The sequence below is a fragment of the Peribacillus sp. SIMBA_075 genome (genome assembly GCF_046534585.1).
On sequence record NZ_JAWRYN010000011.1, the window covers coordinates 109482 to 136224 of the forward strand.

Consider the following 26743-nt stretch of genomic DNA (forward strand, 5'->3'; position numbering starts at 1 on the left):
GATGCTACCCTCCTTCTTTATAATTTAATCGTGACGTTAGACAATTCACTGTAAAATTCAAAACTATGAGACCCACCTTCACGGCCGATGCCACTGTGCTTCATGCCCCCAAAAGGTGTGCGCAAATCACGTAAATACCAGGTATTCACCCAAATGATACCCGCTTCTATTTTAGAAGCGACACGATGCGCCCTCCTTAAATCATTGGTCCAAATCGTTGCCCCCAGTCCGTAATGAGTATCATTAGCGTGCTCCAGGACCTCTTCTTCCGTTTCGAAAGGCATGACCGTTACCACAGGACCAAAAATTTCTTCCCGTACGCAACGGGATTCACGCGTTACCCCGGCAATGATTGTCGGTTCAATGAAAAAACCTTTTTCAAACTGACCGGCTCTTCTTCCTCCAGTTAATATTTTCGCTCCTTCTTCTTTCGCCAGATCAATGTAACTCATCACTTTTTTATAATGTTCTTTTCCTATTACCGCTCCTACTTCCGTTTCGGAATCAAACGGATCCCCGACTTTCAATTTTTCTGTACGCACAACCATCTTTTCAAGGAATTCGTCATACAATCCTTGTTGAACGTAGATACGTGATCCACATAAACAAACTTCACCTTGGTTCATAAAGCTTGATTTCAATGTCGTTTCGATCACTTCATCGAGATTCGAGTCTGCAAACACAATATTCGGATTTTTCCCGCCCAGTTCAAAAGAGATTTTTTTCAACGTGGGTGCGGCAGCTTTCATGATCGCTGTTCCCGTTTTTGTTTCCCCAGTGAATGTTATCGCATCAACGTCAGGATGTTCGCTTAGAGCGGCTCCAGCTGAATTTACACCATATCCATGCACAAGGTTGACTACCCCGTCCGGAACTCCGGCTTCCTTACAAATTCCCATCAATTTTGTCGCTGTCATCGGGGTCAGTTCAGCTGGTTTCATAACGGCAGTATTGCCGGCTGCCAGACATGGTGCCAACTTCCATGTCAACAATAACAATGGTAAGTTCCAAGGATTAATCATCCCTACCACCCCTACGGGTCGTCTAATCGAATAATGAAGGGCAATGTTGTTCTGATTGTAGGATTCATTACCAAGTGTGGTGATATAATCAGCAAAAAAATGGAAATTGTGAGCTGCACGCTTGATGTCCATTTCTAGTGCAAGGCTATACGGTTTCCCTGTATCGAGGGTCTCCAACATGGTCAGTTCTTCTTTCTTTTCTAAAATGAGATCGCCGATTCGCCTTAGAACCGCAGAGCGTTCATTATCGGTAAAAGATTTCCAAGGACCTTTAAGCGCAAGCCTTGCTGCAGAAACAGCTTGATTCACCTCCTCTTTTCCTCCTTCAGCAACCCATCCGAGTTTTTCTTCCGTTGCGGGATTGATATTGTCAAAAGTTTTAGATTGATTTGGATTCAGGAATTCCCCGTTAATAAAGTGCCGGCAATCTATTGATTTAACAGTATTTATACTATCTTTTGCTGCTTGCATGAAACATCCCTCTCTCTTTATTGAGATAATTGCAAAAGGTCTCAATCTTGTATTTCCACAATCATTTCAATTTCAATTGCAGTATTATTTGGAAGCTGGGCCATTCCCACCGCTGACCGAGCATGTCTTCCCCTCTCTCCAAACACGTTAACAAGCAGGTCTGATGCGCCATTCAAAACTTTAGGCTGTCCTGTGAAATTTTCAGCTGAATTAACCATGCCGAGAATTTTGACTATCTTCTTCACTCTGGATAGTTCACCAAGCTCAGCCTTCAGCACCCGCAGAAGATTAATCATTGACTGCCTCGCTGCCTGATACCCTTCTTCTTCCGTCAGCTCTTTGCCAAGCTTGCCGTGAAAATCATCAACACCTTGTCCGGATGTGAAAATCAAATTTCCCACCCGTACGTGGCTGACGTAGTTGCCGACCGCTTCCCTTGGCATATCAAGCATGATTCCAAGTTCCTCAAGAACTTGTTCCGGTGCTTTAATCTGTTTTTCCATGCTTCTCCCCTCACGATTCCAAATTTAAAAACCTCAATGCATTTTTCCCAAGAAGATTCGCTTTCACTTCATCTGAAAGATTTAGAGCTTCATCAATTACTTTTCCTGGAGGCTTTTCTCTTAATAAAAATGGATAGTCGGAACCCATCAGCACTTTCTTATATCCAAAACGTTCAACCAGATACTGAATATTCCGGATATCATAGTTCAGGGAATCGAAATAAAACTTTTGTGCATAATGGCTTGGCGGCATTGAGGTTTTTCTTAAATCAGGCCATACTTCCCATCCCTGATCTATCCGCGGTAAAATATATGGGAATGAGCCCCCGCCATGAGCAAAACATAGTTTCAGATCCGGGAACTTTTCCATGACGCCACTCCATAAAATGCTTGCTGCCGCCAGTGCGGTTTCACTCGGCATCGCGATTGTATACATAAGGTTATGCCGTTCCGTTCGGTCTTTTGCCATTGTCTCCCAAGGGTGTATAAACAGTGGGACATTCCATTTTTCAGCCATTTGGAAGAATTCTAATAAAACAGGTGAATCTAGATTCGCTCCGTTTACGTTTGTACCAATCTCAATCCCCGCCAAACCAAGTTCAAATTTACAGCGTTCCATTTCGCCAATTGCCACTTTCAAATCCTGAAGCGGAACAGTCCCGAGACCGATGAACCTGTCAGGATGCCTGTTCACAGTCTCAGCAATGAAATCATTCTGGAATTGGGACATGTATAGCGCCTGGTCTATTGGCGCCCAGTATGAAAATGTCACTGGCACCGGAGACAGCACCTGCATATCGACTCCTTCGGCATCCATATCCTGAATGCGTTTTTCCGGGTCCCATACCTGGTCAGTCACTTTCCTGAACAGCTTCCCGCTTACCATAATATCCGCCCCGCATGAACATTTCTGCTCTAACACCGGCCAGCGTCCCTGACCAAATTTTCCGGTTAAGTCCGGCAGATCCAACGGCAGAATATGAGTATGAAAATCTATTCGCATTTCCAAGCCTCAACGTTTTCTGACATAACATGACCACATTCATGACAAGTGCGAAGTTCCTTACTTCCATTGAAAGCCTCAATGGCTTCTTTCACCTGAACCTCAATATTCGTCAATTGGATTGTAACTTTGTGCATCTCATGATTACATTTCCCACAGAACCAAACGAAATCTTCAAGCTCATCTATTGCACGCTTGCGCTCTATAACAATGCCGTATGTATCCGATACCCTGTGAGGGGAATGGGGTACACCAGCTGGCAGCATGAACATTTCCCCCTCTTTCACCTCCACTACTTCACGCTCGCCGTTTTGGGTGATGCATTCTACATAGCAGGAGCCTTTTATCTGATAAAATAACTCGTCTGAAGGGTCAACATGAAAATCACGCCTGAAATTCGGGCCACCCAGAAGCATGACAATGAATTCGGAATCTTCCCAAAGTACTTTGTTATTAACCGGCGGCTTCAATAAATTTTTATTGTCTTCAATAACTTTCATTACATTTAATGATCTAGCCTGTAATTTTAAAGATTGAGCATATCCCTTCATAAATAAACTACCTCCCGTTTTCATTTTCGTAATATTTGCGAAAATTCACACTAACGACATATAACCAACCTGTTTTGAAATCATTTGTGCCGATCGAATTACAGATTGAATAATATTCGTCTTCTCTTTCCCAATCATATAATTTCGATCTCCGACAAGGTTAAGTGCTGCAATAACTTGACCATTGTAGGATTTAATGGGGGCAGCAACCCCATATAACCCAAAATCATTTTCATCATCACTGATCGCAAATCCCTGTTTGCGGATGGCCTTTAATTCTTCATTCAATTGGTTAATGCAAGTAATCGTATTTGTTGAGTGCTTCAAAAGCCCTTTTGCAAGCGTAGGCTGAATAAAGGATGGGTTAAAAGCAAGTAATATTTTCCCGCTGCTCGTACAATACGCTGGTTTTCTTGCTCCTATATATGTGGTCATATGCTCAGCATGAGGGGACGACATTTTCATCACAAACCTGACTTCGCCTTCGTGAAACATCCCAATATGAGAATTCCCTCTAAATTGCAGGACAAGATTACTTAAAATAGGTCCTGCTTCATAATGAATATCCTGCTGATACATGACTTTACTGCTCCACTCAAGTAACTTCCACCCAAGCCGGTATTTTCGATCTTTGCCCTGGATCAGCATCCCTTCCTTACACATCGTTTTCACGAGATGATGTGATGAGCTTGGACTCATATTCAATTTTTCAGCAATTTCCTTATTTCCAAGTGAGGGTTCTTCATTAGTGAATAAATCAAGTATCTTTATTACCTTCTCAACGGACGAAATCATGACGCCCCCCTCCCTATTCAACTATTAAAATTACTGGTTGATCGCATCGATGGCTACTTGTATCGGTTTGTTAAGCACTTCATCTACCATGGTGAAGTTTTTGTTTTTCTTATATTTATTATAAAAAATGGCTCTTTTCCGAACTGGATCACCCGTGTAATAGCGCTCGTATTGAAGGAGGCGCTGCCCGAATGCTTCCCCGCATAAATCCCAGGCAAGTTTAAACACCCTTACGCGTTCTTCCGCTGAAACTCCGCTTCGTCCTCCATAATATTTATCGATATCACAGCGCAATTCCGGATTATCAAAGTCCGCCCCTGTCGGTGACATCAACAGCCCGCCAGCCCCAATTGTCTGGATAACCTCTATGGCACGGGGATACATCTCTGGAAGGAAACCGCGAATCGATTCCAAGGCATCTGGATTTGGCCGGGCCTCACCGTAGTCATTAATCGTGTACTCATATTCCGCTACCCGAAGCAGTGAACGGATGACTTCGACGGATTGAACAAGTTCACCCAAATCACGTTGGACATGCAGGAATCCATCAACTCCGATAGAGTCTGCCACTTTACAAGCAACTTCAACGGCAAATGCCAGTTTAATATATCCACGGACACCTGATTGGTGTGCAGGCTGTTCAGCGATTCCTGTCATTGGATACAAGCGGTTTGCCGCCTCTACATTGTTGTATAAGAAGACGCGATTCCAAGGAACCAATACATCATTAAATACAAGCAGGGCATCCATTTCCTCATAGCGTGAGGCCAGTGGATGGTCAAACATCGAGCGTGTTCCGTCCTGCATTGGTTCCCGGCAGATTATGCGCAGTCCCGGCGTATCGATCGGCAGCGCAAATGCTACCGCATGACGCTCATCTCCTGGTGTGAATCCCGGGAAAGAATAGATAATTACTTCATCAGTAATGGGAGCCAGGGTTGCTAACATTTTTGCACCGCGGACAAGTATTCCTTCTTCTTTTTCCTCAACGGTCCCCAAGTGTGTATATGTTTCTTTTTGCTCATGAGATTCCTTACTTCGATCATTTTGAGGATTAATGATTGCATGCGTAAGGAATAAATCATTGTCACGAATATAGGTATAATAATCCTTGATGTTCTTAGACCAGTCTTTGTTGTATTTATCAAGAAACCAGGAATTATGCGCCATGGAAGTGACTACAACATTTAAAAAGTCAGGCGTTCTCCCCATAAGTCCATATGTCATCCTGGCATACACTTCAAATAACTTACTTCTTTTTTGCAGGTCATCCGAAGTCTTCGGGAATAAAAAAGCATTATTAACACGTTCTCCGGTTTCTTTACAAATGTGGGTAATTTCATCTTGATATTCCGGGTCATGTTGAATGTCATACAACTTCGCAATTTCTTGTATCGGCTGTTTAAAAATTGGTTCATTATAAATATCCTCAACCACTCTTCCACCAAGCCAGACTTCTGGCTTTCTGGATTTAATTCTATTAATATATTCTTCGCCGGTTTTAATGCCCATAAGAATCCCCCTTATTTTACGAGTTGTTTAGCAGACCCCATTTTCCCTTGATAGAAAGTAAGCGCTTCCAAGTCTTCGAAATGTAATCCCTGGATTTCACCTATGAACAAAACATGATCACCCGCATCATATTCTTTCCATGGTTTGCATTCCATCCAGGCGACACTTCCTTTTATTTTTGGTGAAATCCCCTTGTTATCCCAGTCAATTTCAAGTGCTTCCCGTTTATTGCCCGCAAATTGCCATGCAATGGATTCTTGTTCATCCGACAAAATATTAATGGTAAATGCTCTATCTTTCATGCTATTGCAGGCTTTTGCTTCTTTATGAATTGACACTAAAGCAAGCGGGGGATCCAAGGAAACCGAAGTGAATGAATTCACAGTAATGCCATTTTGAACTTTCCCATCAAACCAGCTCACTATCGTAACTCCGGTTGGGAATTTACCAAAGCAATTTCTTAACTCGCGCCCATCCATCTTTTCACCTCCTACTCTTTGATTATGAATTCATTATATTAAACTTAAAAATTTAAAAAATCCAATAATTTCATAATATGAAATTACGAAAATTTTTTATTTTCAATAGTCATCTTTAATTTGATCTTTTTTCATCGATGAGGAATCTATTTCCATATATATATTGATCAACATTTTATTGAATATCGTGTAAAAGGACACTACCGAAGAAAAGACTTTCATTACCGCAATATCAAAAATCAATGGTACACTATCCATGATCATTCATATTTCCAGTTTAGTTATCATAATGGTCTTTTGAGTTTTCCACTCAAATATATGAAAGTGGTGAGGGAAGTTTCAATGTTGCGTTCCATTCGAAAGATCTATCAATTTTTTGTGGATATACCTTTAAAAAAAGGCGTGGTTTTGAAAAACCGCTACGAAGTAACGGCTGTAATAGGAACAGGTAGCTACGGTATTATCTATCTTTGCATTGATTTAAAAACGAATGTGAATACCGTAATCAAACAGCTCCGGACAAGTAAACGCCGCAGCAAAAAAGAGATTGAACAGTTTGAGAATGAAATCTCCATATTACGAATGTTAAATCATAAAGAAATGCCTAAATTTCACGAGAAATTTTCACAAGACGGAAATTATTATTTTGTGATGGATTTCATTGAAGGGGATAATTTGGAAGACCATATTTTTTTGAATCATATAACGTTCAATGAGAAAGAGTCTCTACTATTTCTTGGTGAGTTGGTCGAATTAGTATCTTATCTGCACAGCCATTATATTTTCCATCAAGATTTACGTATACCAAATATCTTACTTAAAGACAATCAGCCCATTTTGATAGACTTTGGTTTGTCTAAACGTGCCGTTTCGGCCGATCTCGCAAAAGAAGCCATTTTGCAGCTGAAAAGGCAGGATTTTTACGACTTGGGAGAAATACTCTTATATGTACTTTATACGACATACACTTCCAAAAATAAAATGGCTCTCCCTTGGACAGAAGAGCTTTCGTTGGAAAAAGATACCGTGCACATACTCAAAAGGTTATTTAGCATCCAAGAACCTTATTCTGATATCCAAGAAATCTCAATGGACCTGCATGCAGCATTAGAGTCAAAGGAATTGAATTAGCTGCTACTGCCCCGCCCTTTTCTCTTGTAGCGGTCACTTCCACTCATGGGGGATCGTTTATATCCTCTGCTGCTGCTACTGCTGCCTCGGCGATAATGACCATTCCTTCGCTCACTGCTGCCTTGGGAAAGTTGTTTGATTTTTTTCATTATCTTCTTCAACATATTTATCACCTCTTTTATTTTGGTTTTAAAGCTTGTTATTCATTTAGCCTAACATAGCCTCAGTTTAAACCTTATTAATAAGTACTATAAATTCTTTTCATTTGTGTTACATTCCATGACTGTCTTCCTTTTTTTCATGGATTGAGCTTATTTTCTTTCTTTGGTCAATTGATAAAGAAAGATTAAATAGCCATCATCATCCAAAATCACCACATTTTCAACACGATGGATTTATGCCAACTAATACGTTAAATCAAGAGCTTTTATACATCCTATAATCCATATCTTGTCACCAACCCTATTTGGAATGAAAATCAGGCAGTAAACAAAAAACCTGGCGAATATTGATCGCCAGGTTTTTCTTTGTTCATTTTTTTATTTTACAGCTTCTTTTAATTCCTTACCTGCTTTAAAAGCGGGTACTTTGCTAGCTGCAATTTGTATTTCTTCACCTGTTTGTGGGTTTCTTCCTGTACGAGCTGCACGGTCGCGCACTTCAAATGTACCAAAACCAACTAGTTGGATCTTTTCTTCTTTAGCAAGTGTAGTCGTGATTGTTTCAAACAATGCATCCACTACTTTTTTTGCGTCGTCTTTTGTTAGTTCAGCTTGTGCTGCCACACTACTCACTAATTCTGTTTTATTCATATGAACACCTCATCCTTTTATATTCTTAAAGTATGTAGAGAAGACAACATAACATATCTTATATACGTCTGTCACTTAATATGGCTAATTAAAAGGAAGTTTACCCTTATACCAATGTGTTTCCAGTCCATTTCATATAGGTTAAAAGGCTTTGATCAACAGGATAAAATGATTTTGCCGAGACCATTTTTCAGCTTTCCGTGGTTTCAAGCTGCAGCCATTGATAGATGGTTTCCATATCAATGTTTTCTTCTAAATGGGAAGCCAAAAGATTATATGCTTCTTCCCTTCGCTCTGAGTCGCTTCGAACGTTTTCCTTCACTTCCTCCAACCCCTTGTTCCGTCGAATTTGGTTAACTAGTAATCTAGTGAACAAGCGATTATGGAAAATACCATGAAGATATGTTCCCATTACCTTATTGTCAGTGGAAATGGCTCCATCTTCTCTTCCATCCTTCAATAAAAGAAAAGGTCTTACTTGTGGCTTCAATGTCGTTCTGCCTAAATGTATTTCGAAACCGTTAAGATTCATTTCACCTTCCATTATCATCCCATCAGAAAGGACACCTTCCATTTGTACCGTTTTCTTTTCTGCTTGAAATACGGTTTCCACTGGAAGAAGCGAAAGCCCTTCTGCATTCTCACCGTTACCTTCTACTGCATCAGGATCGAAAAGTTTAGTCCCTAGCATTTGAAAACCGCCGCATATACCAAAGATCACCGTTCCTTGTTCGCGCAGGTCATTGATGGCCTCATCCAAGCCTACACTTTTCATCCACTCTAAATCTTCCATCGTGTTTTTCGTACCCGGCAAAATAAGAAGGTCGGGATTTCCTAACTCATGGACACTTCCTACTAGCCTGACACCCACTCCGGGTTCATCAAAAAAAGGATCCACATCTGTAAAATTGGAGATCCGCGGAAATCTCAAGACGGCAACATCGATCGGAAACTCAGCCTTTTTAGGCTTTTTAAAACGTAAAGAAGAGAGTGCCAGTGAATCTTCCGCTTCGATATTTACGTCTAAATAGGGAAGCACTCCGAGAACCGGAATCCCGGTTTCCTTTTCCACCCAATCAATGCCATCGTCCAACAGTTCACGCATGCCACGAAATTTATTGATGATGATCCCCTTTACACAATCGCGTTCATCTTTGTCCAATAAGGCAAGTGTCCCGATGATGGAAGCAAATACGCCACCACGGTCAATATCTGCCACTAAAATGACAGCCGCATCCGCGAGTTTGGCCATTCGCATATTCGCAATATCCCGGTCCTTAAGGTTAATTTCAGCTGGACTTCCTGCGCCTTCCAGTACGATGATGTCATATTCATCTTGAAGTTTTTCCACCGATTTACGGATGATGGGCATGGCTTCTTGGACAAACTGATTCCGATAGCTTTTTGCATTCATATCAAGAAAATGCTTTCCGTGCACGATGACTTCCGAAACCATATCCTTCTTCGGCTTCAGTAATATCGGATTCATATCAGTTGTTGCCGTGATTCGTGCTGCCTCCGCCTGTACTCCCTGCGCCCGTCCGATTTCACCGCCATCCAAGGTTACATAAGAATTCAATGCCATGTTTTGTGATTTGAATGGGACGACACGTAATCCTTTATTGGAAAATACCCTGCAAAATGCCGTGCAAATCAAACTTTTCCCTACATCAGATGACGTCCCTTGTATCATGATGGACCGTGCCTTCATTCCGCTCACCCCCTAAAACTCTAATCCTTTGACAGCTCCGATACCCTCGTCATAATAATGCTTGGTCGCCTCAATGGATGAAACCAAATCCGCCATTTCCATAAGCTCTGGCTTGGCATCCCTACCGGTAATGACTATATGCATATGAGCGGGACGATTACGAATCGCCTCGATGATTTCAGCCAATGGCAAGACATCTTCAATAGGGAATTTGGATATGGCTAACGCATTGTTCAACTCATCCAAAACGAGTAAATCAATGTCAGGATCACTAAGGGCCTGTTTCGCCTTTTCCCAAGCTAACGATAATGCGCTTCGATGCTCATCTGGTGTTTTGGTCCAGGTAAAACCAATACCAAGCTGTTCCATTTCAACGCCTAGTTTTTTTAAAGCCAACGCTTCTCCATATGTACGTTCTGGAGATTTTATGAACTGAAGGAATTTGACATTCATTCCTCTGCCGATTGCCCGTAAAGTCACCCCTAATGAGGCAGTCGTCTTCCCTTTCCCATTTCCCGTATAAATAAGCATTAATCCTCTGCGTGCCACTCGCTCACCTACCTTCATAACCAAACTGTTTTTTCTATGTATGAAGTCCTTTGAGTAGCAGGAATTGGTTGATCACCTTTTGGATATCCGACAAAAATGGTGCCGATCACTTTTTTGTTTTCCGGTGAACCGATAAACCCGTGAAGTCGTTCATCCCTGACAAGACCCACTCCTCTAGTACGCCAAACGAACCCAAGACCCAGTTCTTTTGCGGCAAGCCACATCGAATGGACGGCACAACAAGAGGCAAATACATTATCTTCGGATGAATCTGGATCATCCGGCAAAATATCAGAAGTCACAACAATGATGAGCGGTGTAGTCTTAACAACTTCCAGTGAACTGTCAATCAATTTTGGTTTGGTCGGGAAGCGTTCATGTAAATACTTTTCTGCCAATCTTTCATAACGGTGCTTCGCTTCACCCTTGATTACATAAAAGCCCCAAGGTTCACGTAATCGGTCGTTAGGGGCATAGGTAGCCGCTTCCAATAACATCCTGATTTTTTCATCTTCCACTTCTTTATCTTCGTAGTTCCTTATTGCCCTGCGTTCCTTCAATTCCTGAATGATGGACATTCCGACTCATTCCCTTCTATAATGGATTCTGATTCAATCACTCTTTCAAACCATTGGATTTTTTCTCTTAATTGGACGACATCGCCTACTAGGAAGATTGACGGATTTTGAATTTTTTCTTTTATAGCAAGCGAAGGAATCGAACTCAACGTACCGGTGATCGTCCTTTGTTTATCTGTCGTGCCCCATTCAATGACAGCCACTGGCGTTTTACCGTCCCTGCCATGCTCCATCAATTTTTCACATATAAACGGCATATTACCTATCCCCATATAAAAAGCGATGGTATCGATGCCTTGAGCCAATGCCTGCCAATTCAGGTTATCCTGTCCCTTGTAATCACGGCCATGTCCTGTCACAATCGCATAACTTGATGCATGTTCACGGTGGGTAACCGGGATGCCCGCATAAGCCGGAGCCGCGATACCCGCTGTGATTCCCGGGACTATATCATATTCAATTCCGTTAGCAGCCAGTATCTCAGCTTCCTCACCGCCCCGACCGAAGACAAATGGATCTCCGCCCTTTAGCCGGGTGACATTTTTCCCCTGTAAGGCTTTTTCCACAAGAAGTTCATGAATTTCATTTTGAATGAGATGATGTTTCCCTGGTGATTTCCCGCAATACACCAGTTCTGCATTTTCTTTTGCATAGGTTAATAGTTCTGGATTGACAAGCCTGTCATATGCGATGACATCCGCCTTTTGGATACATTCCAGTCCATATACCGTAATCAGTTTCGGATCTCCGGGACCCGCACCGACCAGATGTACTTTTCCCGGTTTCATGCTCGTGCCTCCTCTTAATCTTCAAAAAATACCTTTTACTTGATGATAGTTTCCTGGGTAGATCTGTTTTTTTGTTTTAAGCAAGCATCGATCCAGTTCTTTGCAAGTTTTGGATTGGAAGCAAAATGAAAGTGGGTATACCCGGCAACAAGGTTACCTAATACACACCCTTCTTGTTTCGAACCGAATCTGCCTTTGGCTTCATAAGCATGTGTAAGATCACCATCTGCTTCAAATGTCGAATAGTGGAACTCATGACCCTTTGCCTGCTCAATTTCATTGATCAAAAAATTGCTTTGTGTTCCTGTAATTTCACGATATCCAAGTGCTGCAAGTTTTTTCTGCATCTTAATCCTGCCTGGTATTATCCCTGCCATCTGGTGCGTTTCTCCGGAAGTTGTTTCAATTGATTTGCTCAAAAACATGAAACCACCACATTCCGCTAGAGTCGGCAACCCCTTTTCAATAGAGCTTCGGATGGATTTAATAGTACCCAAATGACCAGAAAGTTCGGCTGCAAATTCCTCTGGAAAACCGCCTCCAAGGTATAAACCATCAGCATCCAATGGAACTTCTTCCCCTTTTAATGGAGAAAAATACTTGATGTTTGCCCCATTCGCTTCAAGCAACTCAAGGTTTTCCTGATAATAAAAATTAAAGGCCGCATCTTTTGCGACGGCAATGCACACGCCTTTTTTATTTTGGTGCTGAAATATATTTGAATTCCCACTGGAAACGGCGCTAGTCATGGACAAACGGTACAACTGATCGATATCAATCGTTTCCATGACTAAGTGTGCAAGCTTATCGAAAAACGGGTCAAGTTCCCCGCGCTCAATAGCAGGAATTAAGCCCAAATGACGGCTAGGAATATCAATATCCAATTCCCGCTTCATATATCCCAGCACCGGAACATCGCATTCTTGCTCGATGGCCGCTTTGACAATTTGGTAATGCCCTACACTTCCCACTTGATTGGCAATTACCCCAATGATGTTCGGACCGGTTGAAAAGTCCTGAAACCCTTTTACAATGGCTGCGGCACTTCGCGCCATGCTGGCACAGTTGACTATCAACAAGACAGGGCTTTGGGTGATCATGCTGATTTCAGCCGTCGATCCTGTATTGGCTAAAGGACTTTTGCCATCGAAAAAGCCCATGACTCCTTCGATGATCGAGATATCAGCTCCGTTACTTGCTTTGTTAAGAATTTCTCGGACGGTATCGTGTTCAAACATCCAACTGTCAAGATTGCGTGAAATTCGTCCTGTAACTGCGGTATGATAGGTTGGATCAATATAGTCAGGACCACATTTGAACCCTTGAACGGTATAGCCTTTCTTCTGGAGGGCTGCCATGATTCCGATGGTCAATGTCGTTTTCCCGACACCGCTTCCGGTACCTGCAATCACCAATCTTCTATCGTTCATTTATATTCCCTCCTTAAAAAGGAATGATCCCAACTGATATGGTTACATTCCCCGATTTTTTCTTAACCAGCTCCAATTGTTCAGCTTTAGTATAAATCCTGACAGCCGGTTCACTCACACCGTATGCACCTGTATATTTAAAAACTGTATCGGATGGCGCTTCGATTTGAGCTTGATTAAGCTCTTCCGGTTCATAATATACAAATTCCCAGCCATATTTCTTAACTACTTCAATCAAGCCAATTTCGTCTTTCTTTAAGGAAATTGTACAAATCGCTTTAACGCTTTTTAAGGAAAACGATAATTCCTCTAGCGTTTCTGTAATCACTTGCTCAATTTCAGCAGCCGATGTTCCCCTATTGCACCCGATACCAAGAACAATTACTTGAGGACGATAAACGATCCCATTTTCCAGGATCCTCTTTTCCGACTGGCTAAGCATGCGGTGAGTGACGACCAGAGCTGCTTGTGGCTTCGCTTGAAGCGCTTCTTCAATTGAAGGGTATATGATTATGCGTTCAGGTAATGGCGTTTCATACGACCACCAGTTCCGTTCACCTGACTCCTGTACAACGGCAACATGCTCTTCATTTACAACGGACGCACTTACTGGCGTCAATTTTTCTGCTGAATCCCAAATCCAGCCAAAGCGCTGGCCAAATAAGTCGACAGGAATCGTTTTCTGTACATCCGAAGCCGTAGTGATTATAGCTTTCGCGTCAAGGGCAGCAGCAACTTCCTTAGTCAGTTCATTTGCTCCGCCAAGATGCCCTGACAATACACTTATAACATTTTCCCCTTTGTCATCAATGACAACCACACCTGGATCCGTTTTCTTATCCTTCAAAATGGGAGCAATCATCCGGACGACTGCCCCGAGTGAAATAATTAATATGATTCCTTTATATTCCTTGAATAAAGCTGGTAAAAGCATACGGACGCTTCCCGAAAAAAGCTGGATCTGTTTATGCTCTTCGTCCCCTTTTTCAAACTTGCTCATGTAATATAGATCGGAATTCGAAAAAACGGTATGTAATTTTCGTGCCAGCTCGACACCATGCTTTGTAATTGCCACGATCGCATAAGCATGAGACTGTTTAATGGGAGCAAGTTCCTCTTCCTTCAATTCAATGATCATGGCTTAACACCTTTTCTGAAACCGTGGGTAAAACTCGCATCATATAGTTTTGAACGGTATTCATCTTTATCATGGATAGTAGGGTCTAACGCCCATCCAGCCAAAATCATTGCATGCTTGCGGATACCATTTTTACGCATATCATCATCTAAATTAACTAACGTGGTACGGACTATTTTTTGGTCCGGCCATGTTGCCCGTTGAATGACTGCGACCGGCGTATCATCCTTCCAACCGGCTTCCTTGAGTTCTTTAACGATTTTTTTAGTCAAGGTCGCACTCAAGAAGAGGGCAATCGTACAGTGATGACTTGCCAAATCACGTAACTTCTCAAATTCAGGAACAGGAGTACGTCCTTCAGCCCTCGTCAAAATGAGTGTCTGGGTTAAATCCGGGATAGTCAGCTCTGCTCCTATTGCCGCTGCCGAGGCGAATACTGAACTTACGCCAGGAATCACCTCATAACCAATATCCTCTTTCTTCAATAGGACAATTTGTTCCATGATCGCCCCATACATAGCAGGATCCCCTGTATGGATTCTGGCAACCATCTTTCCCTCTTTAACACGATCAACCATAATGCCAACAATTTCTTCCAAATGCATTCCAGCCGTTTTTAGCACTTCAGCATCCGGTTTTGCCTTAGCAATTAATTCCTCATTCACTAATGAATCCGTATATAAAATCACATCAGCAGTTTGGAGAATGTTCAATCCTTTTACAGTAATCAAATCCGGATCTCCTGGGCCAGCACCTACAATATATATCTTCATTTTCTCACCACCATCAATGTTAAGTATTCTAGTTCAAGTCCTTCCAATTCACTCACTTTCCAAATCACTTCTTCATCGGATGTGACTTTTGTTACGACCGACGCCTTTTCAAGCAAGTTTAAATCTTTTAAAACAGTAATCATTAAATCGATGACTTTTGCCACTTTGATGAACACCACAGCATCATGATCTTCAATCGCCTTCCTCATCGCTTCATAATCATCCCTTGCCGGAACAATCGCCACATGATCATCACCATCCGCCAAAGCGATACCTAACCTTGACGCTGATCCATTAAACGAAGAAATGCCCGGGACTGTCTTAATTTCGACTTCAGGATGTAACTCCTGCATCAATTTCATCATATGTATGAACGTACTATATAAAAGGGGATCACCTTCCGTAACGAAAGCAACATCTTTTCCCTCGTATAATTTTTGCCAAACCTTTTCAACCGTTCCGTTCCATTCCCGATCCAAAATTGCTTGATCTTTCGTCATCGGAAAAACTAGGCCCAGCATTTCCTTCTCTTCAGGACGAATGTAAACTTCAACGATGCGATGGGCGTAGCTTTTACTCCCTTTTCTTTTTTTGGGATATGCAATGACAGGAGACTCCTGAATCACGCGAAATGCCTTTACTGTAATAAGCTCTGGATCGCCCGGGCCCACGCCTAGGCCATATAATGTACCAAGATTACTCATTCATGTCTTCCTTTCGTTGTGCAGTAATGATATAAACCGGATTAAGCGGTACGAATCTGTTCATTCCCAATATTGGCTTACTTCGGGAAATTTGCGCATGCATGATGGAAGTGTGAAAACCAGCTTCCCCAAATGCCTCATTAGCCCGGTAAAGATTCTCGATCGTTGCAGCATTTAGAACGATCCTGCCGCCTTCTTTCAGCCGTTTGCAGCAAGTATTGATTAGATCTACCATTTCGCCGCCTGTCCCGCCAATAAAAATCGCATCAGGGTCTGGAAAAGTTTCCAGGCCTTGCGGAGCTTTTCCATGAATAGCTGTTATATCGGTACGGAATTTTCGTTGGTTTTGATAACAGTTTTCTAAATCAGGCTCATTTTTTTCAATTGCGAAGATTTGGCCTTCTGATGCAAGCTTAGCCGCTTCAATTGCCATTGATCCCGTACACGTCCCGACATCCCAAACTATGCTATTTTTTTCGAGTTTCAACGCATGCAGGCTCAATACTCGAATTTCCTTTTTGGTTATGAGTCCTTTATCCGGCTTCCGTTGCAAAAATTCTTCATCATCTATCCCTAAAGACCAGCTTGGACCTTCTGATTTTCTTTTTAAAATGACAACATTCAACGGGGAGAATTCCCGCTCCATCATTTCATCAAGTTCATACCAGCCAGAGTCTTCAGTTTCTCCTTGAAGATTTTCAGCAACGAATGCCCGATATTCTGTCATTCCGTATGAAAGGAGATATTTAGCCAGTTGGTTTGGACTATTTTCGATGTCAGTAAGCAAGGCAACTTTTGCTTTCCCATCAATCCTTTGGGCCAGCCCTTTCATACTGCGGCCATGAATACTAACTAGGAAAGCATCTTGCCAGCTTTCACCCATTTTTGCAAAAGCAAGCTGAATGGAACTGAAATATGGGTAAACTTCCATGTTGATTTTGCTGGAAAGATAGCCTCCCATTCCGTAAAACAATGGGTCACCGGAAGCTAAGACAACAGTTGGACGAGTTTCATCCTGCAGTTGTTCCACTAATTTCTTCAAACCGCTCTTTATGACAATCTTCTGGCCAGAATAGTTCGGAAAGAAGGATAAGACCCGCTCGCCTCCGACCAGCACTTCACTTTCTTCAATCCATTGGGCATATTGCGGCAGTAAGCTTTCCTGACCGTTATCCCCTATCCCGATTAATTTCATCAATTGACTCAATTCCAACAGCCCTTCCCAGTAATTGTCCTTTCAACGAATAAATCGCCGTTTCCATTTCAATGCCACCCTTCACTTGCTTTATGGCAGAGTGACAGCAGGATTCACATAGTTTATTAAAAAAATCAAAATTATTGATCGCCGACATCATGTCCCCAACTTGTGATGCTGTGTTTGCATTCTTGATTTCAAGAACAAGATCATCTCCTGCTCCAACGCTATGGGCTATTTCCGATAGAAAACCGAAGTCAACCGGGGCACTCTTTGAATGCACCATCATCACACCTTGGGCAACTTTAGAAAATTTCCCCATCATGCCGACCAGTGATACCTTTTTTATTCCCTGCCTCTTACATTGCTTAAGTGAGAAGCCCACAAAGTCACCCATTTCAATAAAGGCTTCCTCCGGTAAATCCTGAAGAAGGCCCATTGCATACTTTTCACTTCGCCCGCCAGTCGTTAAGACAAGATGCTCACAACCACTCGCTTTGGCGACACTTATAGCCTGGACGATACTTGCCATGTAGGCCGAACTGGAAAAAGGGACGACGGTGCCCCTTGTTCCCAAAATGGAAATGCCTCCCACAATCCCCAAGCGGCCATTTAATGTTTTTTTCGCTATTTCTTCACCTGCGGGCACGGAGATGACGACTTTCACTCCTCTATTGATCTTAAATTCTTCCAATGTTTGTTGCACAGTGGTTAAAATCATTTTGCGCGGTACAGGATTAATGGCAGCTTCTCCTACAGGAACCGGAAGCCCGGGTTTGGTCACACGACCCACACCAATCCCTCCATCCAAGATAATCCCAGGGACATCCGACCAGCTGACAGTAGAAATGATATGTGCCAGATGGGTGGCATCGGGATCATCTCCGGCATCTTTTATCGTTTCTGCACTAACCGCATTATCCGATATATCATATTTCTCAATAGTGAAAGTGGCATCTCGGCCGATAGGCAAGGAAATCGTTGCTTCCTCCAGCGCATCCCCCGTGATCAAGGCGGTCAATGCCGCTTTGGTCACGGCTGTCGAACATGCTCCAGTCGTATATCCATGACGCATTTGTGAGGGGTCTTTCTTCACTTTCTTTTCCATTTTTTAACTATCAGCTAAAAGGGAAATCGCGTTCAATGCGGCAACTGTGACAGTACTTCCACCTTTTCGGCCAATATTCGTAATGAATGGCACTTCCGTGATCTTAGCGAGTTCCTCTTTCGATTCTGCTGCAGAAACAAACCCAACAGGCATTCCAATGATTAAGTCCGGTTTTGCTATCCCTTCTTTAATAAGTCGGATGAGCTCAAGTAAAGCGGTAGGTGCATTGCCGATGGCGTAAATGCCCCCTTCATTTTCCTTTACGGCTTTTTGCATCGAAATGATTGCCCGTGTCGTATTCAAACGTTTCGCTTCGACCATCACATCCGGATCTGAAATATAGCAATGAACGTCCCCGCCATGTTTTTGAAAACGTTTTTTGCCTGTACCGCTCTCGATCATTTGCACATCGGCAATGACATGCCTGCCTTTGCGAATGGCTTCCACACCAGCTTGAATGGCATTTGGATGGATGATGACACTTCTTCCCAATTCAAAATCCGCTGAAGCATGAATGACCCTGCGGACAATCTTCCATTCATCTTCGGAAAAATCATGATTCCCCATTTCTTCAGCTATCATTGCAAAGCTATAATCATATATTTTGTCCGGGTCTACCGTTAGTGGTTTAAAATCCGTTTTAAAGTCCATCTTGCATTCCTCCTATTTTTGAGTTAGCTGTTTATTCAATTCGGCAATGACATGATCAAAACTGGAATGGACATTTTGATAGTCGACATTTGGCCGGGATATCATAATCGTCTCTATTCCACATTCCAAGGCGGCTTCCAATTTCTCATCAACCGCACCGACCTTGCCACTTTCTTTCGTTATCATCAATGTGACGCCATACTGTTCATATAGAGCTTTATTTAATTCTTTGGAAAATGGACCTTGAATCGCAACGATATTCTTTTGTTCAATGCCCAGCTGTGCACATTTTTCCATATTGTCCATGCGTGGCAGCATTCTTGCTATGACTCTGGTATTCTCGAGACCTAGCAATTCTTTTGCGAATACAGCTAGGGTTTTACTTCCGGTCGTAAGCATGATGACTCCCCTTTTGGCAGCGGCAAGCTTGGCAGCTTCCTCATAATCACGGACAACTATCAATTTATCATTCTGAAACCGTTGACTTTCACGCTCATAACGAATATATGGAACATTTGCTGCCTTTGCTCCGTTAAGGGCGTTTTTGGATGCTTCTTCGGCAAATGGGTGACTTGCATCAACTACAGCCTGAAAACCTTTTTCAGAGATTAAGGATGTCATATCCTCTGCAGTTAATCGGCCAATACGGGTGGATATCCCTTCATCTTGCAAACTCTTCGCCGCCGACGCGGTTACAACAGTTGCCAAAACCTCGAATCCCACCTGCTTCATCTCAATCGCTAATTCCCTTGCATCACTTGTACCTGCCAAGAACAAAATCATTTTGATGTCCCCACTACTTGCTCATCGTGATCGTGATCATGGTCGTGATCGTGGTCGTGGTCGTGATCATGGTCATGATGGTGGTGATGGTGGGCATGTCCATGTTCCTCGACATGTTTACGATAGTTTTCCAGATCACGCGCCCCACTTGATCTGCCTTCGCTAGCTTCAATTACACGTTCTTGCAAAATGTTCTGTAAGGTTGGATGATACCCAAAATACTTCGCCAAAATAAATTCTCGATCACGATATTGCTCTTGATAGCCTTTCAGCATATCTTCCATTCTTTCCATTAACACACCCGTGAAAAGGAAATATGGCAGCATCACTATTTTTTTTGCCCCTAAGCGGATGCATCGATCAATGGCTTCATCCACGTGCGGGTCCGTTACACCCATGAAGGCACTTTCGACCCATTTCACGTTTAATTTTTCCCATAATAATCGTGAAATTTTATATATATCACTATTTGCATCAGCGTCACTGCCGCCTCGGCCGATTAGCAAAATTGCTGTCTCAGGCTGTTTTGAGGATGTATCGAAACCAACTTCCTCAAGACGATCTGTCAGGATCGTCAATACATCATGGTGGACCCCGATCGTTTGACCATATGTGAATTTCACTTCTGGATACTTGGTTTTCCCATCCTCTATTTCAGCCGGGATATGTAATTTCGAATGTCCTGCATGCAACAGAATGATTGGTATGACGATAACTTCCGTAGCTCCTCGTTTTACACAATTATCAATGCCTTTAGATATATTCGGTGCCGCAAACTCCAAGAAGCACGTTTCTACCAAAAAGCCGTCATCCATTGCCGGAATCATATTTTTAATAAAATGAAGGACTTCTTCGTTTCCTGAAGCCAAGCGGCTTCCATGTCCTACGAACAAAACTGCTTTCATTTACTTTCCCCCTCTTGATTAGTCTTCACAAGGCGCAGGCTCTATGTTTATTTTGGGAGCAATGTCCTGATAAGAAAAACTCTGTATCTTTTTTGCACGTTTGAAGTATTTAAAAAGCCGCTCATTTGGATGGGCATTTTGCGTATACTCCCCGACAATGTCCGTAATCAGTTCAACAAGCTGTTCCGGTTCAATGCCTTCAGCAACCAGCTGACCTGGATGGGCTGTTCTTCCAACCGGTTTAGCTCCAAGAAATAAGTCGAACTTCCCTTTTCGGAAGACAATCCCGATATCATCCATCACAGCACTATAACAAGCCATTCCACACCCATTAAAACCGATGTTCAGTTCCTTAGGCATTTTCATTCCGCCGAGCACCCGGTGTATTTCATCCGCAAAAGGAATGGATTCCGCTTTTTCCCCATCACAGAAATCACAGGCTTTTAATGTCAGTACATCTCCAATCGGCGATAACAGAAAGTTTGCTGATTGCAATTTCCCCGTAATGACTTCCGGATCCGTTGTCGGAATCTTTAAAACGATCTTATGGTTTGGCGTGTATTCCATCGATCCCTTTTCCCCGACAACTTCCGCAAGTGTCATCATTTGTTTGGGAGTGAATTGTTTATTCGCCACACCTGGACTGACCGCAAGTTCGAATACCGACTCCATTTTTTGCTGAACAAACGGCTTAATGGGTTGCTGAACGGTTTGGCCCTTAACTATAGACAGGGCTTCCATCGCCATTTCAAAAGAAGTCGCCTTCTTTTCTGGTGCTTTTGTAAGTAATCCAACCCCTCCATCAGGCTCAGCGTAGGCTTCTTGCATGGAATCGGCTTCTTGATCTAATGCCCACGGTTCTGCTTCTTTTTGCAGACGCTGATGCGGCTTCAATGTTTGCTTTTCCGAATTCAATGTATATTTCCTCTGATAACCTCTTGGTGTGATGATTTTGTCATCATATAAAAAGGTAGATGAATTACCAATAATGACGGTGGTCAACATTCCAATATCGTGATTCAACATATCTTTCAAATTGGTTATGACAATATCCTGCCGATCGCGATAAGCACTTTTCACCAACCCGACAGGTGTATCCGGTGAACGGTAGCGAAGGAGAATTTTTTGTGTTTCTACAATTTGCCTAGTCCGCCTTCCGCTACGCGGGTTATAAAGGGCAATGACAAAGTCAGCCATTGCAGCAGCTTCCACCCTTTTAGCGATAAGTTCCCAAGGCGTTAAATGATCACTGAGGCTGATGGTACACGAATCGTGCATGACAGGTGCCCCAAGTAAAGACGCACAAGAGTTGATTGCAGAAATACCAGGGATGACTTCAATGCCCACTCCAGTATCTTCTTTCCACCCTTTTTCAATCAATACTTCATAAACCAGCCCTGCCATCCCGTACACTCCGGCATCACCACTGGAAATTACAGCCACTTTCTTTCCCAGCTCCGCTTGTTTCACTGCTTCCTGAGCACGTGATACTTCTTCAGTCATTCCCGTACTAATAATCGTTTGATCTGTAAGCAGTCCCTGAATGAGTTCAACATAAGTCTTATAACCAATGATGTAGTCACTTTCTTGAAGGGCTTCGACAGCACGTTTGGTAATGTGTTCAAAATTCCCTGGCCCAAAGCCCACGACGAATAATTTACCGTTAGTACTCATTAAGACATCTCCTTTTACGATTTGTTCTTTGAAATACCCGTATGAGCAGGAAAATCTGGATTAGGGATCATTTCCCCATCACTGAATTGGTAGATCATCTGTGGCACAAACTCCCCATCATCGATATTACTTACAATCTTCCGACCGTAATCTGGGGTATCCACCCGATACCATCTCCCTTGGGGATACTCAATTACAACGCAGGCGTCCTTACATCTTCCGTTACAGCGTGTCCTGGTTGTATGAACTTTCATATCCAGTCCCTTTGAAGTAATTTCATCGCGAATCGCTTGGGTTACTTCTTCCCCGCCTTTTTTCATGCAACTGCTTCCATTGCAAATCAACAGATGCGTATTAGTACCCTGCAAGTTCCAAGTAGTCATCTTCTTCCTCCTGAGTTCAGGGAAAAGGCAAAATAAAAAACCTTAACATAAGAGTTAAGGTTTTAAAAAAACTATATGAATGAGGAGCCTTCGGCAAATATGCTGAATCTCCCAAAATCGTCATAGTCCTTCTACCTTTCCCTCCGAAAAGTATCATACAATTTCAAAAGCAGGTTTCCTGGCTTACGCTTCATTTTACTTTGTCCCTTCCCGGCATTAAGCCAGTGGTCATCGACAATTTCATCAGCGTTTACAGTAGCGGGGGCTGCATCGGATTTTCACCGATTTCCCTATTATCCCTTGATAATTCACACAAGAGCACTTTTAAAATGAAATATTTGGTTTTATTATACATTTCTAGCTAACTTTATCTATCATATAACAACTTTAGCAAAATTCAAAGTTTATTCCGACTGTTTAGAAAAGTTTAATAGGGTAAATCCAGCACCATGCCTCGCTTCTCTGCGTTATTAGCCTAAAAAAAAAAAAGAGAGTGTAGCTGGAATTATTTCTTTATGATAAACTATACGAGATTTTTCAAAATAATTACATAAGTTTTATGGTGTTGAATTTTCTCGGAAATTCAGCTTAAAAGGGAAGCCGGTGAAAATCCGGAGCGGTCCCGCCACTGTAAAGGGAAGTCCTATTGCCTTAAGGTTAATCCACTGTCAAATGAGATGGGAAGGATGTAATGGGATGATGAACCAAAGCCAGGAGACCTGCCATGAAGCGTGAAACTGTTTCAGCCTACGAGGATGGGTGTGCGGATCAGGCAGAATAGCCCGTGGTTGGTTTATGCTATGGAATTCCTGTTCATTACGCACTTCTTTCTTTTTTAGAGAAGTGCTTTTTATGTTGGGCGCCGCTTTTCTTCTAAAAGCCTTGATTAGAAAAAATTAAAAGTGTTGAAAGGAGAAAGAATGAAAAAAGACAATTGGAAAATTCTTTATTTTGTCATTTTATTGCTTCTTGTACCAAAACGTGCTATGGCCATGCATATTATGGAGGGATTTTTACCGATTGAATGGGCCATATTCTGGTGGGCCATTATCCTTCCATTTTTAATCTTGGGTTACCGGTCGATTAGGTCCAAAGTAAAGGAAAACCCAGAAACAAAAATGATACTCGGCCTATCGGGAGCATTTGTATTCATATTATCGGCCCTGAAGATTCCTTCCGTTACGGGAAGTTCTTCACACCCTACAGGAGTTGGTTTGGGTTCCATATTATTCGGACCATTGGCCATGAGTGTCGTGGGTTCCATCGTACTGTTATTTCAAGCTGTATTACTGGCTCACGGAGGGTTGACGACATTAGGGGCCAATGCATTTTCCATGGCAGTATGCGGACCGTTCATTTCTTACTTTGTCTTCAAGGGCGCAACTAAATTGGGGTGGTCTTTTTCTCTTGCCGTTTTCTTGGCAGCTGCTTTTGGAGATTTAGGAACCTATGTGGTAACTTCCGTTCAACTTGCTCTTGCTTTTCCATCCGAGGTAGGGGGATTCATGGCCTCATTCACTAAGTTTGCAGGGATTTTTGCCCTGACCCAAATTCCCTTGGCAATCAGCGAGGGATTATTGACAGTCGTTGTGATGAATTTCTTAAAAAAATACAATCTAGGCGAATTGAAATTGCTGCGAGTTTTATCTAAGGAGGCCCGTTAATATGAAAAAAAGTTTACTGCTGCTTTTCCTGGTTGTCATTCTTGCTACCATACCGTTAATCACCCAACAAGGAACGGAATTTGGCGGTGCCGACGGCGAAGCTGAAGAAGCCATCACAAATATCCATCCGGAATATAAGCCATGGTTCAACAGTATTTGGGAGCCACCAGGTGCAGAAACAGAAAGCTTATTATTTGCGCTGCAAGCTGCAATCGGAGCTGGTTTCATTGGATATTTCATTGGCGTAATGAGACAAAGGAATAAGCAAGCCAAACAAGCCATGCCCGAAGAATCCAAGCATGTTACTCATTGATAAATATGCCTATTTCAATGGGCTAAAGGATGAACATCCGTTGGAAAAAATGATTTTTGCACTCTCCCTTTTGCTTTTTTCCTTAACTGTAAGGGATATGGCCGTTTCGCTCATCACTTTTACGGTGATGAGTGCTTTAATCATTTTTGCGGCAAGAATCCCACTTTCTTATTATCTGAAATTACTCTTACTACCGGGGTTCTTTATATTATCAGGTACAATTACAATCCTTTTTTCTTTTACAAGCAAACCCACTTCAATATCCAATATATGGTGGTCTTGGAAAGCCGGAAACTGGCAAATATTCATCAGCGATGACAGCATTGGTACAGTGATCAATTTGATCACTGTCGTATTTGCCAGTATAAGCTGTTTATATTTCTTAACCTTAACAACACCCATTACCGTCATTCTATCCGTGCTGCGGAAACTTAAATTGCCGTCTTTATTGATCGATTTAATAGAATTGACCTATCGCTTCATCTTTATTTTTTTAGATACAGCTTTGGCCATTCACCTATCACAAGCTTCACGACTTGGATATGGCTCGATAAGGCAAGGCATTCGCTCTCTCGGGTTACTAATCTCATCATTATTTTTGGGAGTATTCCAGCGCTCTGCGCAATTGACGATGGCCATGAATGCAAGAGGATATCAGGAAAACCTATCATTTATCGATGATACTTACACCTATTCCTCCCGCAATTGGCTGATCGCCATTATCATACTAGGAAGCTTAATCTTTATTTATGGATATATGTAAATTGGAGGCAATTCAAAAATGGAAGAGCATATTTTTAATATAGAGGGCCTCACCCATCAATTCCCAGATGGAACGTTCGCTATAAAAGATCTTTCACTAACGGTTCAACAAGGTAAAAAGATTGCATTATTAGGCAATAATGGAGCCGGCAAATCGACTCTGTTCCTCCATTTAAACGGTCTTTTACAACCAACATCAGGAACCATCAGATATAAGGGCAAGAAAATTAAATATGACCGTAAAGCATTATTATCATTAAGAAAACAAGTCGGGATCGTTTTTCAAGATCCTGATTCTCAGCTTTTTTCCGCTAATGTGCAACAGGATATTTCGTTTGGACCGATGAATTTAGGATGGGAAAGAAACGTAGTCCGCGAGAAAGTACAATGGGCGATGGCTCAAACGGAAGTAACGGAATTAAAGGACAGACCCACCCATTTTTTGAGCTTAGGGCAAAAAAAACGTGTCGCCATTGCAGGCGTACTAGCCATGGAACCCGATGTCTGGCTCTTGGACGAGCCTACCGCTGGATTGGATCCTTATTTCTCCCGACAGATCATGTCTCTGCTGGACAGTATTCACCATCCTGACAAAACGATAATTCTATCAACCCATGATGTTAATTTGGCCTATCAATGGGCTGATGAAGTCGTTGTCATGAACGATGGGAAGGTCATATACCAAGGGGACCCTGTATCCGTTTTTCTTGATGAAGACATTCTAATGAGAGCACATCTGGAAAAGCCGTGGGTTTTTGAAATGTTTCAAGCCCTTCTTCAATCAAGGATACCCGCAGAAAAGGACCTTGTCCCAAGAACGAAGGAAGAGTTACTTCGAAAAATGGAGAGAGAAAGAATTTATTAATTAGATATCCCCTAGCTTAAAAAGCTAGGGGTTTAAATCAATATTTTCTAAAATTTCAGTCGATAATTCTTGTTCCTAAAAAATAAAATCACTTCATTTGCCTTCTTCCTCGGATCCTTCTTTTTTAATCTCAATATCCTTTCCATTTACATCATCAATGACTGCTTTTATCTCGCCTTCCGCATAAGTATCCGAGACTTGTTCGTGGGTTGTAGCCAATCCCGAAGATACAGCATCTTCCCGTTTATAATCACTGACATCATATATTCTTCCAGCAATTTCTGAAGATTCATTTTTTGATTGCTTGCTATCCATAGTTTTCACTCCTAGTTTTCAAATTGTCCAACCATCGATTGACAGCAGTACTAAAGACAAAGGTATTTTGTGTAAAAAACAAAACAATATTCAATCATGATAGAAAAAAGAGGAAAAAGCCTGACTTTCCTTATTTTCAATCACTTGATCATACAAAAAAAGCTTACAAGTAAAA

Annotated in this window: 30 protein-coding genes and 2 riboswitches; of the genes, 5 read left to right on the forward strand and 25 right to left on the reverse strand. The window is 42.2% G+C overall.

The annotated features are described in order from the left end of the window. Window positions 1-17: 17 nt before the first annotated feature. Genes SB775_RS11185 through SB775_RS11215 form a run of 7 tightly spaced genes read right to left on the reverse strand, consistent with a single transcriptional unit; the run spans window position 18 to window position 6336 of the window. On the reverse strand, window positions 18-1493 hold the full coding sequence (locus SB775_RS11185; RefSeq protein WP_410861640.1) for an aldehyde dehydrogenase: 1476 nt from the start codon (window positions 1491-1493) through the stop codon (window positions 18-20). A 41-nt stretch (window positions 1494-1534) separates the two neighbouring features. Next, entirely contained in the window at window positions 1535-1996 is a 462-nt protein-coding gene (locus SB775_RS11190; protein ID WP_089363075.1) for a RidA family protein, read from the reverse strand. Window positions 1997-2006: 10 nt separating this feature from the next. Then, a complete protein-coding gene (locus tag SB775_RS11195; RefSeq protein ID WP_410861641.1) occupies window positions 2007-3005 on the reverse strand; it encodes an amidohydrolase family protein in 999 nt (332 codons plus the stop codon). Continuing rightward, window positions 2990-3550: a 3-hydroxyanthranilate 3,4-dioxygenase gene (locus SB775_RS11200; protein WP_410861642.1), complete on the reverse strand. Its 561-nt coding sequence runs from the start codon at window positions 3548-3550 to the stop codon at window positions 2990-2992. Before SB775_RS11200 ends, SB775_RS11195 begins: the two co-directional genes overlap by 16 nt. Before the next feature lie 45 nt (window positions 3551-3595). Then, a complete protein-coding gene (locus SB775_RS11205; protein ID WP_410861643.1) occupies window positions 3596-4345 on the reverse strand; it encodes an IclR family transcriptional regulator in 750 nt (249 codons plus the stop codon). A 30-nt stretch (window positions 4346-4375) separates the two neighbouring features. Further along, complete coding sequence (locus SB775_RS11210) at window positions 4376-5857, reverse strand: 4-hydroxyphenylacetate 3-hydroxylase family protein (protein ID WP_061462954.1); 1482 nt, start codon at window positions 5855-5857, stop codon at window positions 4376-4378. 11 nt (window positions 5858-5868) lie between these two features. After that, window positions 5869-6336, reverse strand: coding sequence for a flavin reductase family protein (locus SB775_RS11215; protein ID WP_089363080.1), 468 nt, complete (start codon window positions 6334-6336; stop codon window positions 5869-5871). A 342-nt stretch (window positions 6337-6678) separates the two neighbouring features. Here SB775_RS11215 and SB775_RS11220 point away from each other — a divergent pair, with 342 nt between their 5' ends. Beyond that, window positions 6679-7467 (forward strand): protein kinase domain-containing protein, encoded by a 789-nt coding sequence (locus SB775_RS11220; RefSeq protein WP_410861644.1) that lies wholly within the window; start codon window positions 6679-6681, stop codon window positions 7465-7467. Here the strand turns inward: SB775_RS11220 and SB775_RS11225 are convergent. The 17 genes from SB775_RS11225 to SB775_RS11305 form a co-directional block, all read right to left on the reverse strand. After that, on the reverse strand, window positions 7464-7631 hold the full coding sequence (locus tag SB775_RS11225; RefSeq protein ID WP_410861645.1) for a hypothetical protein: 168 nt from the start codon (window positions 7629-7631) through the stop codon (window positions 7464-7466). The two genes, SB775_RS11220 and SB775_RS11225, sit on opposite strands and share 4 nt — an antisense overlap. 375 nt (window positions 7632-8006) lie before the next feature. After that, on the reverse strand, window positions 8007-8279 hold the full coding sequence (locus SB775_RS11230) for an HU family DNA-binding protein (RefSeq protein ID WP_061462953.1): 273 nt from the start codon (window positions 8277-8279) through the stop codon (window positions 8007-8009). Window positions 8280-8469: 190 nt separating this feature from the next. After that, window positions 8470-9990 carry a cobyric acid synthase gene (locus SB775_RS11235; RefSeq protein WP_410861646.1) on the reverse strand — a complete coding sequence of 507 codons (1521 nt, stop codon included), beginning with the start codon at window positions 9988-9990 and terminating at the stop codon, window positions 8470-8472. Between the two features lie 12 nt (window positions 9991-10002). Beyond that, window positions 10003-10539, reverse strand: coding sequence for a cob(I)yrinic acid a,c-diamide adenosyltransferase (locus SB775_RS11240; protein WP_125162129.1), 537 nt, complete (start codon window positions 10537-10539; stop codon window positions 10003-10005). A gap of 14 nt (window positions 10540-10553) precedes the next feature. Further along, window positions 10554-11117, reverse strand: a complete 564-nt coding sequence (locus tag SB775_RS11245; RefSeq protein WP_061462950.1) for a nitroreductase family protein — start codon at window positions 11115-11117, stop codon at window positions 10554-10556. Beyond that, complete coding sequence (cobA, locus tag SB775_RS11250; protein ID WP_089363083.1) at window positions 11096-11905, reverse strand: uroporphyrinogen-III C-methyltransferase; 810 nt, start codon at window positions 11903-11905, stop codon at window positions 11096-11098. The genes SB775_RS11245 and cobA overlap by 22 nt, the downstream gene beginning before the upstream one ends. A gap of 35 nt (window positions 11906-11940) precedes the next feature. Next, window positions 11941-13335, reverse strand: coding sequence for a cobyrinic acid a,c-diamide synthase CobB (locus tag SB775_RS11255; RefSeq protein WP_410861647.1), 1395 nt, complete (start codon window positions 13333-13335; stop codon window positions 11941-11943). Between the two features lie 13 nt (window positions 13336-13348). Beyond that, the gene (locus SB775_RS11260; RefSeq protein WP_410861648.1) at window positions 13349-14473 is read right to left on the reverse strand and encodes a cobalt-precorrin 5A hydrolase; all 1125 of its coding nucleotides are present in this window, start codon (window positions 14471-14473) and stop codon (window positions 13349-13351) included. After that, entirely contained in the window at window positions 14470-15246 is a 777-nt protein-coding gene (gene cobM, locus SB775_RS11265; RefSeq protein ID WP_089363086.1) for a precorrin-4 C(11)-methyltransferase, read from the reverse strand. Before cobM ends, SB775_RS11260 begins: the two co-directional genes overlap by 4 nt. Then, on the reverse strand, window positions 15243-15950 hold the full coding sequence (gene cobI, locus SB775_RS11270) for a precorrin-2 C(20)-methyltransferase (RefSeq protein WP_284470942.1): 708 nt from the start codon (window positions 15948-15950) through the stop codon (window positions 15243-15245). Before cobI ends, cobM begins: the two co-directional genes overlap by 4 nt. Next, window positions 15943-17157, reverse strand: coding sequence for a precorrin-6y C5,15-methyltransferase (decarboxylating) subunit CbiE (gene cbiE, locus SB775_RS11275; protein ID WP_410861649.1), 1215 nt, complete (start codon window positions 17155-17157; stop codon window positions 15943-15945). Before cbiE ends, cobI begins: the two co-directional genes overlap by 8 nt. Further along, on the reverse strand, window positions 17120-18253 hold the full coding sequence (locus SB775_RS11280; RefSeq protein ID WP_410861650.1) for a cobalt-precorrin-5B (C(1))-methyltransferase: 1134 nt from the start codon (window positions 18251-18253) through the stop codon (window positions 17120-17122). The genes cbiE and SB775_RS11280 overlap by 38 nt, the downstream gene beginning before the upstream one ends. Window positions 18254-18256: 3 nt before the next feature. Beyond that, window positions 18257-18904 (reverse strand): precorrin-8X methylmutase, encoded by a 648-nt coding sequence (locus SB775_RS11285; protein ID WP_089363089.1) that lies wholly within the window; start codon window positions 18902-18904, stop codon window positions 18257-18259. 12 nt (window positions 18905-18916) lie between these two features. Further along, window positions 18917-19687 (reverse strand): precorrin-6A reductase, encoded by a 771-nt coding sequence (gene cobK / locus SB775_RS11290; protein ID WP_410861651.1) that lies wholly within the window; start codon window positions 19685-19687, stop codon window positions 18917-18919. Continuing rightward, a complete protein-coding gene (locus SB775_RS11295; protein ID WP_410861652.1) occupies window positions 19684-20592 on the reverse strand; it encodes a sirohydrochlorin chelatase in 909 nt (302 codons plus the stop codon). Before SB775_RS11295 ends, cobK begins: the two co-directional genes overlap by 4 nt. A gap of 18 nt (window positions 20593-20610) precedes the next feature. After that, complete coding sequence (gene cobJ, locus SB775_RS11300; protein ID WP_377384624.1) at window positions 20611-22266, reverse strand: precorrin-3B C(17)-methyltransferase; 1656 nt, start codon at window positions 22264-22266, stop codon at window positions 20611-20613. A gap of 14 nt (window positions 22267-22280) precedes the next feature. Next, complete coding sequence (locus SB775_RS11305) at window positions 22281-22649, reverse strand: (2Fe-2S) ferredoxin domain-containing protein (protein WP_377384626.1); 369 nt, start codon at window positions 22647-22649, stop codon at window positions 22281-22283. Between the two features lie 151 nt (window positions 22650-22800). Further along, a riboswitch (cobalamin riboswitch) is annotated at window positions 22801-22990 on the reverse strand. A 202-nt stretch (window positions 22991-23192) separates the two neighbouring features. Beyond that, window positions 23193-23390: riboswitch (cobalamin riboswitch) on the forward strand. A gap of 179 nt (window positions 23391-23569) precedes the next feature. Between SB775_RS11305 and SB775_RS11310 the strand changes: the two genes are divergently transcribed. From SB775_RS11310 to SB775_RS11325, 4 genes are read left to right on the forward strand one after another with little or no spacing between them, the layout of a single operon-like run. Next, window positions 23570-24313: an energy-coupling factor ABC transporter permease gene (locus SB775_RS11310; RefSeq protein ID WP_061462939.1), complete on the forward strand. Its 744-nt coding sequence runs from the start codon at window positions 23570-23572 to the stop codon at window positions 24311-24313. A 1-nt stretch (window position 24314) separates the two neighbouring features. After that, window positions 24315-24626, forward strand: a complete 312-nt coding sequence (locus tag SB775_RS11315; protein ID WP_089363094.1) for an energy-coupling factor ABC transporter substrate-binding protein — start codon at window positions 24315-24317, stop codon at window positions 24624-24626. Between the two features lie 40 nt (window positions 24627-24666). Next, a complete protein-coding gene (gene cbiQ, locus SB775_RS11320; protein ID WP_286140856.1) occupies window positions 24667-25389 on the forward strand; it encodes a cobalt ECF transporter T component CbiQ in 723 nt (240 codons plus the stop codon). A gap of 18 nt (window positions 25390-25407) precedes the next feature. Beyond that, on the forward strand, window positions 25408-26253 hold the full coding sequence (locus SB775_RS11325) for an energy-coupling factor ABC transporter ATP-binding protein (protein ID WP_089363096.1): 846 nt from the start codon (window positions 25408-25410) through the stop codon (window positions 26251-26253). 93 nt (window positions 26254-26346) lie between these two features. Here the strand turns inward: SB775_RS11325 and SB775_RS11330 are convergent, their stop codons facing one another. Next, window positions 26347-26568, reverse strand: a complete 222-nt coding sequence (locus SB775_RS11330; protein WP_089363097.1) for a YozQ family protein — start codon at window positions 26566-26568, stop codon at window positions 26347-26349. Window positions 26569-26743 lie beyond the last annotated feature (175 nt).